Source organism: Sagittula sp. MA-2 (genome assembly GCF_030126985.1).
In the GTDB taxonomy this organism is placed as follows: domain Bacteria; phylum Pseudomonadota; class Alphaproteobacteria; order Rhodobacterales; family Rhodobacteraceae; genus Sagittula.
On the sequence record NZ_CP126148.1, the window covers coordinates 115002 to 127527 of the forward strand.

The following is a 12526-nucleotide window of genomic DNA, read 5'->3' on the forward strand; positions in this document are numbered from 1 at the left end:
TCATTTCCCCCGCACCAGCCTGACACCAAGGTGATCCGGCGGCAGCCCCACGGCGCAGCCGCCGACACTGGCATCGCGGACAAAATCGATCACTGCAGCGCGGTGCACGCCTCCGGCGATGCGCACACCGCAATAGGGTTCCGTCTCGGCCACCGTGCCATCCACCGCCAATTCGCCGCTCTGCATACAGCCATCCGTCCATTCCCAGACATTGCCTGACACATCCGCCAAACCATTGGAGTTCAGCCCGAACTCACCGGAGGCATACAGTTTCGGGTCGGCATCCCGACGCAGGGTCGCGCCGTTTTCATAGCTCGCCAGCATCTGCACGCCGGGATCGGCAACCGCGTAATCCGGTCCGCTGTCGCCGTAGCGTTCCGCTGCAGCCAGTTGCCATTCGACGTCGGAGGGCAACCGCCAGTCCGCACCGGTCCGCTTGGCATACCAGCGGGCAAAGGCGGTGGCGTCCTGCCAGCTGACCCCGGTCTGCGGGGCGTCAGGCGAAACGGTGCGGACCCGGTCACATGCCTCGTCTGCCACACAGGCGGCGTATTGCGCCCCGGTCACCTGGTATTTCATGATGTCAAAGCCCTGCACGGTCATCGGCACCGGCCGCGGCGTACGCGTCTTTCCAGACCGAGAGAAGTTTCCCAACGGGCGAAACGCGATCTCACCTGTCGCCACGTGCACCATTTCCGGCGGATCGAAGGGCCGATCTGCCGGCTGTCGCGCCGCGATCCCCAAAACGGTCGCGACGCCGACCGCCGCCACGACAACAACGATTTTCATCGGTTCCTCCGCTCAAATGAAAGAGGCGGTCACATCCTGCGACCGCCCCCTGTCTTTCCTTTGTGGCTGCATCAGATCGCGTTAAGATCACTTGGGGCAAGGACCTGTTCCATCAGGTCGTTGTTCCAGTCGCCCTCGACCTTCACATGTGCGGTTGCGCCAAGGTTCACCGCCTCGATCAGGTTGTGGTTCACGTAGGCATAGACCCCCGGTTGCAGGAAGGTGTAGAGCGCCGCACCCGCCGAACCGCCCCGGATGAACCAGGTCTCGATGTCCCGGTCGGGGACGTTGTTGAACTTGCCGTGCTCCCACACCAGGTCGCCATGTCCGCCGATCAGGTGCGGACGGGTGTCGCGGTTGGCCTGGCTGTGGACGAACAGCACCCGTTCACCGACATTGGCGGTCATCGCGTTGTCGCCGGTCAGCGCGCCGACCTTGCCGTTGAAGACAACGTGGGTCGGGATCAGCCCGTTCATCACCTCAAGCGTGTCGGCATAGCTTTCGCCAACATCGGCAAAGCGCTTGTAGTCGCCGTTCTCGTCCTTCGGAAGGTAGAACTCGTTCTCGCCGATATAGTAGACGCGGTCGTAGCTGACCGGGTTTCCCTCGTGGTCTTTCAGCCCGTCACGCGGCAGCACCATGATCGTCCCCGCCATGCCCGAAGCGACGTGCCACGGGATCATGGGGCCGCCCGGTGCGCAGTGATAGACAAAGGTGCCCGGACGCGTCGCCTTGAACCGCAGAATGGTCTTTTCGCCCGGGTTCACATGAGTCAGCGCGCCACCACCCAAGGCCCCTGTCGCGGCGTGGAAGTCGATGTTGTGCGGCAGCATGTTGTCTTCGGGGTTGATCAGGGTCAGCTCGACGTAGTCCCCTTCGTGCACCACCATCATCGGACCCGGGATCGACCCGTCAAAGGTCATGCCCTGCAGATAGGCCCCGTCATCGACCTCGATCTCCTTTTCGGCGATCTTCATCTCGAATTCGACGATGCGGGGTGCGCCGGGCGCAACCTGTTCGTGGTCGTGCACGAAGGGCGGCGCGATCAGCTTGCGCTTGATGCGGGTGAGGCTCGACAGGTCCGCAGGGGCCGCAAGCGGGGCCGCCACAGTCTCTGCATGCGCAGCCTTGGCCAGGATCGGAAGCGAGGCAACCCCGGCTGCGCCCATCAATGCGGCTCTTCTCGTAAGCATTTTCTCATTCCTTCTCGGTATGTCTGCGCGTTGAGAAGAGTTTATCCGGAGGCGCGGCGCGGAACGTTGCGGAAATGCAAGTTCCCGGCGACTTGGTACGCATTTTACAGGCCCGCGGGGCATGCCGCCGCGCGCCCTACAAGCAGCGTCGCCCGCCGGTATGCGCAGGAACGTTTCCTTCCGGTTGCCGATGTCAGGCCCCTATGTGGTCGACCCCGACCTTACCGAGCAGATCGAGGCGATCTTCGGTCAGGGCCACGGCAGCCGTTGACGCTGCTTCCGTCACGGCAGCACTATCGTGCATGCCGCTGATCGGAACGGAGCTGAGCACGCTACTGCCATTCGGCGCGAATATGTGGCCAACACCAAGCGGTGCCGATATCAAGGTGCCGACCGCGTCGAGGTAGCGACAGCACGGATCGTCAAGCCCAAGCTGCGCCCCGAAGGCATCTGCACCGACCAGCCTTGCCCATCCAGTCGCCCCACCGCGCAGATCTCACCCGCGTTCATTACGTCGCGCAGTCCTTTGCGGTGCAAGCGCCGTGACAGGCTGTTTGTTGCGCATCCTTGCGCAACCCCGTTTGGCGTCAAAGCCATGCGGGATCGCCCGAGACGCACGGCGGTATCATCCATCGTCACACTGTCGAGTCCGACCATGGATTGGGCCGCCTCGATTTCGACAGGTCGCGCCGCCCGGCCGCATTGGCACGGGCGGCAAACAGCGGCTGGACAATCAGATCGAACGAACCTTCAGTCGCGTGATACATTTCGCATGCCATCGACGGTGGCCTGTGTCCCGTTTGTCTTCCAGTTTCAGGGGGCCAAGCATCTGTCAGCGTCCGGTGATCCCCGGAAAGGCGACCAGTAGGCCAACCGCCAGGACTTGCAGTGCGATGAAGGGCAGCAATGACCGAAAGATCTCGCCCAGCGATATGTCTGGCGGCGCGACCGACTTCAGGTAGAAGGCCGCCGGGCCGAAGGGCGGCGACAGGAAACTGACCTGCATGTTCATGGCGAAGAGCACGCCGAACCACACCGGGTCGAGGCCGAGCGTCTTGATGATCGGCACGAAGATCGGCATCGTCAGAAGCGCGATCCCCACCCAGTCGAGGAAGGCCCCCAGCACAAAGAGGATCGCCATCATCACCAGCACGATGACCGTCGGATTGTCGGAAATACCCGTCATCAGCTCCGAGATGAAGCGGATCCCCCCCATCAGGTTGTAGACCCCCACGAGCGCCGTGGCGCCGATGCCGATCCAGACGATCATGCCGACGGTGGCCAGCGTTTGCATCGCGCTGTCGCGCAGCATGGCAAACGAGAACTCACCCCGCAGGACTGTCGACAGCAGCACGCCGCCGACGCCCACGGCAGAGGCTTCGGTCACCGAGGCGATCCCGGCATAGATCGAACCCAGCACGAAGAAGACGACCAGCAGCGGCAGGATCAGCCCTTTGAGCAGCTTGATCTTTTCCGCACTCGGGATCGGCACGGGATCGGGCGGCGGCGCGATGTTCGGTCTGCTGTAGGACAGCACGAGAATATAGATCACGTAGAACATCGCCAGCATGAAGCCGGGGATGAAGGCCGCGGTGAAGAGGTCCCCGATCGAGACGTTGGCCGTCAGACCGTAGATGATCAGCACGATGGACGGCGGCACCATCGTGCCCAACGAGCCGCCCGCGCAGACCACGCCGATGGCGAGCTTGCGGTCATAGCCCTGCCGCAGCATCTGAGGCAGCGCGATCATGCCCAGCAGGACGATTTCGCCACCGATGATCCCGGACATCGCGGCCAGTACCACTGCGACAAAGATCGTCTGAACCGCCACCCCGCCGCGCAACCGGCCGCCGATCAGCTTCATCGCGTCGAACAGGTCCCGCGCGATGCCGGATCGGTCCAGCAGCGCGGCCATGAGCACGAACATGGGCACCGAGACAAAGACGAAACTCTCGACGAAGGTGTAGATCCGCGACGTGATGATCGGCACCGCCATTGTGCCATACCCCAGGAGGGCAAAGACCAGCGCGACAAGCAGCGTGACAAAGGCGAGCGGCATGCCCGTCAGGAGCAGCGCGACCATCAGGCCGAACATCCACAGGGTCAGCGACCCGATGCCGATGGAAGCGAAATCGAGAAGGGCACTCATGCGTCGGTCTCCGGGGCGCCATCGACAGGCGCGCGAAGGTAGTGAAAGGCAAGGATGAGGAACTGGACCGCCATGGCGATGAGCATGAGCAACAGGAACCCCTTGACCAGTGCCGGTGTCGGCGGGTTCCAGGCAGAGCCAGAGGTTTCCATGCGGAACGCGCCGGTTGGGGTCCAGAAGGCCTTGGAGACCATGATCCAGCAGGCAAAGGCGAAAAAGCCCGAGGCGATCAGGGACAGGATGGAAATGGCGACGTTCAGCCACCGCTTGGCGCGTGGCCCGATGGCGTCATAGATCAGCACCACGCGGATATGGCTGTTGCGCGCGACGCAGAACAGCCCGCCATAGAGGAAGGCCAAACCGCAAAGGAACGTCGTGGTCTCATGCGCCCACAGCGTCGGGCTGTTGAACACGTATCGCAGGAAGACCTCGAGCAGCAGGATGGCCGCGGCCAGCACGATGCCCGCTGCGAACAGGTAGCCGCCCTTGTCGATGATGCGCCCGAGCCGGCCCGCTTCGGGTGCCGCGCGCCTGGACAGATCGCTCATATCTTTCCCCCCTCCGAGTTCACGGGGCGGGCAGTGCCGCCCGCCCCGATCCGGTTCACTGGATCAGGCCTTTGGATTCCAGGTGGGCGTTCAGGCTGTCATACACCTTCTGCGCCATCTCGGACTGGCTTGCGACCTTTTCCCATTCGCCGCGCGCGATGCCGCGGAACTTGGCGCGCTCTTCGGCGGGCCAGTCGTGGATCGTCACATCGCCCGAGGCCTTGGCCGCCTCGATCGCGGCAAGGTCACGCTCTTTCAGGGCGTTGACCTGGGTCTGCTGGGATTCCTTGATCGACGCGCGGAACATGTCCTGCACGTCTTCGGGCAACGCATCCCACTTGGCCTTGTTCATCGACACCTCGACCAGCGGCAGGGAGTGGAAACCGGGATAGACCGGGTGCGTCGCGACGTCGTTCATGCCGACTTCCTGGTTGACCGAAAACACGGAATAGTCCGCCGCGTCGATCACGCCCTTGTCGAGCGAGGTGTACACCTCCGACGCGGGCAGGTTCACCGGGGCGGCGCCCGCAGCGCGGAAGACGTTGGCGATCAGACCTTCGGGGTTGCGTACCTTCAGCCCCTCAAGGTCGGCCACGCCGTCCAGCGGCACCTTGGACACGAAGGCCTCAAGCCCGGCGTGGACACGCCGATGAATTCCAGCCCGTAGGGGTTCAGCAGCTCGTTCATCAGCTCTGCGCCACCGCCGTTCTCGACAAAGTCGATCATCTCGGCCGGGTCGGACCAGGCGCCAACCGGGTTGGCGATCAGGCCAAAGGCCGGGTCCTTGCCCGCGAAATAGGAGGTGTCGGTGATGTGGCCGTCGATGATGCCGGCGCCAACCGCGTCCTGGGTTTCCTTGTAGTCGACGATGGAGCCCACGGGCAGCAACTCGACGACGACGTTGCCATCGCTCATCTCTTTCAGCGTTTCGGTCCAGCCTTGCTGAAACTCGAAGTTCGGGTTGCCGGCCGGGTCCGAGGACTGGAAGCGGAAGCTGTAGTCCTGCGCATTGGCGGCCACGGTCGCAAGGCCAAGGGCCAGCGCACTGGTGAGAAGTGTCTTGAACGTCATTGGGGTTCTCCTCCCTCTGGGTTGATCCGGGCGCGTCAGGCGCCCGAGAAACGAATTTGCACCTTCATGGCGCGGGACTTGTCCGCGGCCAGGTCAAAGGCCGCGACGGCGTCATCGGCGTCGTGGACGCCGGTCAAGAGCGGGGCGAGGTCGATGCGTCCCTCGGATATGACGCGGGCGGCGGTGGCGAATTCCTCGTGAAAGCGGAATGCGCCGCGCAGGGTCAGTTCCTTGGCGACCGTCAGTTGCAGCGGCAGGGGGGCTTCGCCGCCCATGCCGACCAGGACCACCGTGCCGCCCGCGCGTGTCGCGGTCAAAAGCCCGCCGAGCGCCTGCGGCGCGCCAGAACACTCAAAGCCGACGTCGATCTGGCCCTTGTCCCGCTGAAACGGCTCCAGCCCGTCCGGCGTGGTGGCAAGGTTGATCGTCTCATCCGCGCCCATGCCCCGGGCCACCCCAAGCGGCGTGTCGGAAATGTCGGTCGCGATGATCCGCGTCGCCCCGGCCAGCCGTGCGGCTGCCATCGTCAGGCAACCGATGGGGCCGGAGCCCGACACCAGCACCGTCTTGCCAACCAGCGACCCGGCTTGCCGCACGGCGTGCAGGCAAACGGCCAGCGGTTCGGTCATGGCCGCAAAGGCCAGGTCCGCGTCGGGCGCGAATCTTTCCACCAGCGTCGCAGGCAGGGTCAGCGCCTCGCGGAAGAGACCCTGTTCATGCGGCATTCGCATGGCCGAGCCGTTGAAGCGCATGTCGAGGCACTGGTTCGGCTGGCCGCGCAGGCAGTAGTCGCACCGGGTGCAGGGGCGAGACGGGTTCACGGCCACCTTGTCGCCAACAGCCAACCCCTCGACGCCATCCCCCAGCGCAGAGATTACGCCCGAGACCTCGTGCCCAAGGGCCATCGGTTCGCGGATGCGGATCGCGCCGAAGCCGCCATGCAGGTAGTAATGCAGGTCGGATCCGCAGATCCCGCCGTTCGCCACGCGCACCTGCACCTCGCCGGGGCCGGGCTGCGGGGCGGGATCCATGGTCTCGACGCGCAGATCCCGCTCTGCATGAATGACCACCGCCTTCATGATTTCGGCGCCTTGATCACGTTGATCAGGTCCTCGCCCCGCGCCAGCCGGTTGACGTTCTCTGCAACAGTCGCGGTACGGCGCGCGATGGTGCCGGTGGTCCAGCCGGACATATGCGGCGTGATCGTGACGTTGGGCAGGGTGTGGAACGGGTGTTTCGACGGCATCGGGTTTGGGGTCTCTGCCGATGGGTAGACGTACCAGGTGTCGAGGATCGCGCCCAGGCGACCGTCCTTCACGGCCGCGAACAGCGCGTCCTCGTCGATCACCGGCCCGCGCCCGACGTTCATGACGACCGCACCGTCCCACATCGCGCCCAGCTCAGCCGCGCCGATCAGACTGGCCGTGGTGTCGGTCAGCGGCAGGGTGTTCAGGACGAAGTCGACCTGCCCCATCATATCCGTCAGGCCATCCAGACCATGCGCCGTCACGCGGCTGTCCGCCACGGGCGAGCGATTGGCCACATGCACCGCCATGCCGAAGGCCAGCGCGCGATCCTTGACCGCCTTGCCGATATGGCCATGGCCGACGATACCGATGCTTTGTTGGCCCAATTCGGTGCGCAGCCCGTCGGGGCCGCCCGCCCAATAGTGCCAGTCGCCGCGCCGCAGCCGTGTGTCCGCATCGGCCAGCGGCACATGCCGCGACAGGAGCGCCGTCATCACGTATTCCGCGATGGCGTTTTCGTGGCCAAAGGCGTTGCAGACGGCACAGCCATCGGGCAGCGCGTCCATGTCGACCTTGTCGTAACCTGCGGCGGGCAGTTGGAACAGCCGGGCCGCCTGCACGCCTGTGCCGTTGTAATGCACACCGACAACCACGTCGGCCCCGGCCAGCGCCTCTGCCTCACCCGCGCCGTCGACCGCGTCGGAAATCACGGTGATCTCATGCGGCATGTCTAGTTGCGCGGACAGGCCGGGTTCAAACGTCGCGGCGTTGGCCCCGTAAAAAACGATCTTCATCATGGTCACAGCACCGAAATCATGCCGCCATCGGCATAGATGATCTGGCCGGACACGTAGTTCGACGCATCCGAGGCGAGGTAGATGCAGGTGCCCGCCAGTTCCTCGGGCAAGCCCCAGCGGCGCATCGGGGTGCGTCCCTTGACCCAGGCGTCGAAGTCGGGGTTCGACAGCAGCGCCTCGTTCATGTCAGTGACCATGTAGCCCGGGCCGATGGCGTTGGACTGGATGCCCAATTCGCCCCATTCGGCCGCCATCGCCTTGGTCAGCATCTTGATACCGCCCTTGGCGACCGTGTAGGGCGCCACCTTCGCGCGGGCCAGTTCCGAGGTGAGCGAGCCGATGTTGATCACCTTGCCCCTGCCCCGCTTGGCCATGCGTTTCGCGGCCTCGCGCCCGACGACGAAGGCAGCGGTCAGATTGATGTCGAGGACGCGGCGCCAATCGGCGGTCTCGAGTTCCAGCATCGGCTTGCGGAACTGGATGCCGGCGTTGTTGACGAGGATGTCGACGTCGATGCCCTCCGCATCCAGCGTCTCGAAGGCCGCGACGATCGCCGCCTCGTCCGCCACGTCGAAGGCCGCTGTCAGCACGTCGTAGCCCTCGTCGCGCATCTCCTGCGCGGCGGCCTCAAGCCGTTCTTGGTTGACGCCATTCAGGACAATGCGCGCCCCGGCTTGCGCGAGGCCTTCGGCAAAGGCCCGGCCCAGACCACGCGAAGAGCCGGTGATGAGGGCGGTCTTGCCGGTCAGATCAAACAGGGGATGGCTCATGAAACCTCCGAAATGCGTGTTGTCAGATCGCCGCGGTCAAAGAATTCCGGGCGCAGCTCGGTGCCCAGGCCGGGGCCGTCCATCGGGTAGACGTAGCCCCCCTCGATGCGCGGCACCTCGGTCACCAGCTCGCGATACCAGCCGTTGTAGAAGGCGCGAACCGATTCCTGGATGAGCGTGTTGGGCTGGCTGAAGGACATGTGGATCGCGGCAGCAAAGCCCACGGGGCCGATGCAGTCATGCGGCGCAAAGGGGCGGTGGTAGGTGTCGGCCATGGCTGCGATCTTGCGCCCCTCGGTCAGGCCCCCGGTCCAGCACAGGTCCGCCATGACCACATGCGCAGCGTCCCGGTCGAGGAACTCCTTGTAGGCAAAGCGCGAGCCCAGCGTTTCCGACGCGCAGGTCCAGACCGAGGTCGAGGCCGCGAATTCCGCCAGCGCCTGCGCGTTGTTCATGCGGATTGGGTCCTCGTACCAGCGCGGTTGGTAGTCCTCCAGCACGCGCGCGATGTCCTTGGCCACGGGCAGGTTCCACAGGCAATGCAGCTCGACCATGATCTCCATCCGGTCGCCAACAGCCTTGCGGATCTGCTCGAAGGGCTTCACCGCCGTCTTCATCTGGTCCGCGGTGATGAACATGCCCTTGTTCTCGATCGCGGGCGGATCGAAGGGCCAGATCTTCATCGCGGTGATGCCCTTGTCCAGCAGGTCCTCGGCCAGCGCACCCGCATCGGTCATGAAGGCGTCGAGGTCCTCGTACTGGCCCTCGTCCCGGTTCCATGTGTCGACCGGCTTGATCTTGTTGGTGCGCACATAGCGGGTGCCCGCGCAGGTGTTGTAGACGCGGATCTTGTCCCACGACTGTCCGCCCAGCATCACATGCACCGGCTGGCCGGCCACCTTGCCAAAGATGTCCCACAGCGCGATGTCGATGGCCGAGGCGGCGCGATATTCGACGCCCGTGCTGGCCTGCGCGTTGGGCAGGCTGACCATTTCCTTGTGCAGCGCCTCGATGTTCAGAGGGTTCTGCCCCAACAGTCGCACGGCAAGCGTGTTGTGGATGTGCGCCTCGCAGGCTTCGGCCCCGTAGAAGGTTTCGCCAAGCCCGGTAATCCCGGCATCGGTTTCCACGTGGACCCAAAGCACATTGGCGAATTCCTCCGCACGATAGGTACGAATGGCGGTGATCTTCACGTCAGATGTCCTCCCTGCGCGTCCGGTCATGCCGGTAGCGTTCGTCACGGCAATGCCTATCTGTCGAGTTGGCAGGTGGCTATATTTCGTGACAATTTTCGATGGATTGTCAGACAATAAGACTGCAGAAACGACTTAATAGCCGGATTTCGCCCTTCACTGGCGGGAATCACCGCAACCAACGCCGAAGGGAGGCACCGCATGACAAATCCCATATCCGGCGAGCCCGGGCTGGCCGAAATGGCCATGAAGCGCATCCGTGACCTGATCCGCGCGCAGGGCCTGCGCCCCGGCGACGCTTTGCCGTCAGAGGCCGCTCTTGCCGAACATCTGGGCGTGTCCCGACCCGTGACACGCGAAGCGCTGCGCGGCCTTGCCACGCTGCGGATTCTCGATATCGGCGGCTCGCGCAAGGCGCGCGTGGCCTTGCCCGATGCCTCGGCCCTGAGCCTCGTTCTCGACCACGCGACCTATAGCCGGGGATTGAGCATTCAGCAGGTGCTGGATGTGCGCAGGACGCTGGAAATGCGCACCGTTGGCCTGGCTGCGATGCGTCGCAGCGACGCCGAGGCGACAGAGCTGCTGGACATCACCACCCGCATGTTTGCCGCCCTCGAGGGGGGGCACACGGACCTCATGGAACTGGACATCCGTTTTCATTCCCTGATTGCAAAGGCCTCGGGCAATCATCTCTATTCCATGCTGGTCGACAGTTTCTGGATCATCACGCGGCAGACCTGGGCCATCGGATGGCGTTCGCGTGCAACGCACCAGAACCGCCGCGACAACATCAAATGCCATGAACGGATTGCGACCGCGATCATGGCACAGGATGCCAGCCGCGCCGAAGCCGCCATGTCCGAACATTTCGACAGCGCCGTGAGCGTGCTGCTGCGTGCTGGCGTGACCTGAAGGGCGCGTTCGAGTCGATGTTGGGCCTGGGTTGCTTCTGGAAATTTGGGGTTGTCACCGAAAACTGAACAACCAGCCAACCTTGTCGCCGAGCAGCATCGAGATAGCCAAGTTCCGCTATGGTTGGTAGCGGTGGCTCGGTTGGTCTGATCAATTTCCAGTCGTCTTCTAAGTGGTTTTCTGCCTTGGTTAGGCTGCCACCGCTTCGGGCCCCGGGCGGTTGAAGTAGCCTGATCGGGTGTTTTCCCGTCAAGCGATGAATGCGGCTAACGAGACAGGCTAAAGCCAGATCACCGCGAATCCCTTTCCGCAACGATCGCGTACCCGGGCGAAGAGGAGCGGCAGCGCCCCCTTCGCCCGGATGCTTCAAACGCGGCGTTGCCGGAACGCCCGGACGCCCGACCACAGCATCAATAGCGCCGTCGCGCCCAATACGGTGGCACTGATCGGCTCGGTGACGAAGGTGGTCAGGTCCCCCCGGGACATCAACAGGGCGCGGCGCATGTTCTCTTCCAGCATCGGCCCCAGAATGAAGCCCATCAACAATGGGGCTCCGCTCATGTTCACCAAGCGCATTGCGTAGCCCAGAAGCCCGATGCCCAGTACGATCAGGATGTCGAGACTGGTCAGCTTGACGCTGTAGACGCCGACGCAGATCAGGCAGATGATTCCCGGATAGAGCAAGCGATAGGGGATCGAAAGGAACCGGATCCAGATCCCTACCAGAGGAATGTTCAGGACCAGCAGAAGCACGTTGCCGATCCAGAAGCTCGCCACCAACGCCCAGAACATGTCTCCGTGGTCGGTGATCAGCCGCGGCCCCGCGGGGATGCCGTGGATCAGCAGGGCACCGAGGATCAGCGCCATCGTTGCGCTGCCCGGAATGCCCAGTGTCAGCGTGGGGACGAAAGCGGTCTGCGCCGCGGCGCTGTTGGCCGCCTCCGGCGCTGTGACACCTTCGATGATTCCAGTGCCAAAGGCCTCGGGCCGTCGGCTCACACGCTTTTCAAGGGTGTAGGCCAGGAAGGAGGCGATGGTCGGCCCGGTGGCAGGCAGCGCGCCCAGCAGCGAACCGAGCAACCCTCCGCGCAGTATCGGCATGGCACTGCGCCGGCGGTCATCCCGCGTGGGCAGCATGTCTCGCAGGCGCACGTTGGCCTTTACCGACATGTGATCGCCGCTCATCACCGTGGCCAGGATCTCTGCGATGCCGAACACACCCATCGCGATGATGATGATGCTGATGCCGTCGAACAGCTCCATCGTGCCGAAGGTGAAGCGTTGCACTCCGGTGTTGATGTCGGTCCCGATGGTGCCGAACATCACCCCAAGGACCACCGATGCACAGCTTTTGAGCACCGCGCCCTGGGTCATCGTGGTCGATGCCAGCAGGCCAAGCACCATGATTGAAAAGTAATCGGCCGGACCGAAGCGCAACGACAGATCCGCGAGAATCGGCGAGAACGCCGTCAGCAGCACGATACCGATGGTCCCGCCCAGAAAGGATGCGATGGCAGTGATGAAGAGCGCCACAGGCGCCCTGCCCTGTCGCGTCATCTGGTAGCCCTCGATGCTGGTCACGGCGCTCGAGGCCGAGCCCGGCAGATTGATGAGGATCGACGAGATCGACCCGCCATATTCCCCGCCGTAATAGATGCCGGCAAGCATCACCAGCGCGGCCTCGGGTGACAGGTAGAAGGTCATCGGCAACAGGATCGAGATGCCGATCATGGATCCGATGCCTGGCAGCACACCGACAAAGGTGCCCACAGTCACGCCTATGAAGCAGAAAAGCAGGTTTTCCGGAGACAGCGCACTGGCGAAACCGCCGATCAGGTTGGCGAGAATATCCATAGA

11 protein-coding genes and 1 pseudogene are annotated in these 12526 nt (G+C 63.9%); 1 reads left to right on the forward strand and 11 read right to left on the reverse strand.

Annotation, left to right across the window (positions count from 1 at the left end):
* From QNI11_RS24110 to QNI11_RS24150, 10 genes and pseudogenes are all read right to left on the reverse strand, one after another.
* A complete protein-coding gene (locus QNI11_RS24110) occupies positions 1-789 on the reverse strand; it encodes an SUMF1/EgtB/PvdO family nonheme iron enzyme (protein ID WP_283983879.1) in 789 nt (262 codons plus the stop codon).
* Between the two features lie 71 nt (positions 790-860).
* The gene (gene nirK / locus QNI11_RS24115) at positions 861-1982 is read right to left on the reverse strand and encodes a copper-containing nitrite reductase (RefSeq protein ID WP_283983880.1); all 1122 of its coding nucleotides are present in this window, start codon (positions 1980-1982) and stop codon (positions 861-863) included.
* 381 nt (positions 1983-2363) lie between these two features.
* Positions 2364-2639: an FAD:protein FMN transferase gene (locus tag QNI11_RS27780; protein ID WP_373418468.1), complete on the reverse strand. Its 276-nt coding sequence runs from the start codon at positions 2637-2639 to the stop codon at positions 2364-2366.
* A 175-nt stretch (positions 2640-2814) separates the two neighbouring features.
* The gene (locus QNI11_RS24120) at positions 2815-4131 is read right to left on the reverse strand and encodes a TRAP transporter large permease subunit (RefSeq protein ID WP_283983881.1); all 1317 of its coding nucleotides are present in this window, start codon (positions 4129-4131) and stop codon (positions 2815-2817) included.
* A complete protein-coding gene (locus QNI11_RS24125) occupies positions 4128-4679 on the reverse strand; it encodes a TRAP transporter small permease subunit (protein ID WP_283983882.1) in 552 nt (183 codons plus the stop codon). The genes QNI11_RS24120 and QNI11_RS24125 overlap by 4 nt, the downstream gene beginning before the upstream one ends.
* Before the next feature lie 55 nt (positions 4680-4734).
* Positions 4735-5750 (reverse strand): annotated as a pseudogene (locus QNI11_RS24130) (TRAP transporter substrate-binding protein).
* 35 nt (positions 5751-5785) lie between these two features.
* Positions 5786-6829 (reverse strand): L-idonate 5-dehydrogenase, encoded by a 1044-nt coding sequence (locus QNI11_RS24135; protein ID WP_283983883.1) that lies wholly within the window; start codon positions 6827-6829, stop codon positions 5786-5788.
* Positions 6826-7794 (reverse strand): 2-hydroxyacid dehydrogenase, encoded by a 969-nt coding sequence (locus QNI11_RS24140; protein WP_283983884.1) that lies wholly within the window; start codon positions 7792-7794, stop codon positions 6826-6828. Before QNI11_RS24140 ends, QNI11_RS24135 begins: the two co-directional genes overlap by 4 nt.
* A gap of 2 nt (positions 7795-7796) precedes the next feature.
* Complete coding sequence (locus QNI11_RS24145; RefSeq protein ID WP_283983885.1) at positions 7797-8564, reverse strand: SDR family oxidoreductase; 768 nt, start codon at positions 8562-8564, stop codon at positions 7797-7799.
* Positions 8561-9757 (reverse strand): mandelate racemase/muconate lactonizing enzyme family protein, encoded by a 1197-nt coding sequence (locus QNI11_RS24150; protein WP_283983886.1) that lies wholly within the window; start codon positions 9755-9757, stop codon positions 8561-8563. Before QNI11_RS24150 ends, QNI11_RS24145 begins: the two co-directional genes overlap by 4 nt.
* A 201-nt stretch (positions 9758-9958) precedes the next feature.
* On the opposite strand from QNI11_RS24150, the gene QNI11_RS24155 reads away from it, so the two are divergent.
* Positions 9959-10669, forward strand: a complete 711-nt coding sequence (locus tag QNI11_RS24155) for a FadR/GntR family transcriptional regulator (RefSeq protein WP_100931304.1) — start codon at positions 9959-9961, stop codon at positions 10667-10669.
* Positions 10670-11035: 366 nt separating this feature from the next.
* Here QNI11_RS24155 and QNI11_RS24160 read toward each other — a convergent pair whose 3' ends face one another.
* Complete coding sequence (locus QNI11_RS24160) at positions 11036-12523, reverse strand: tripartite tricarboxylate transporter permease (protein ID WP_283983888.1); 1488 nt, start codon at positions 12521-12523, stop codon at positions 11036-11038.
* Positions 12524-12526: the final 3 nt, after the last annotated feature.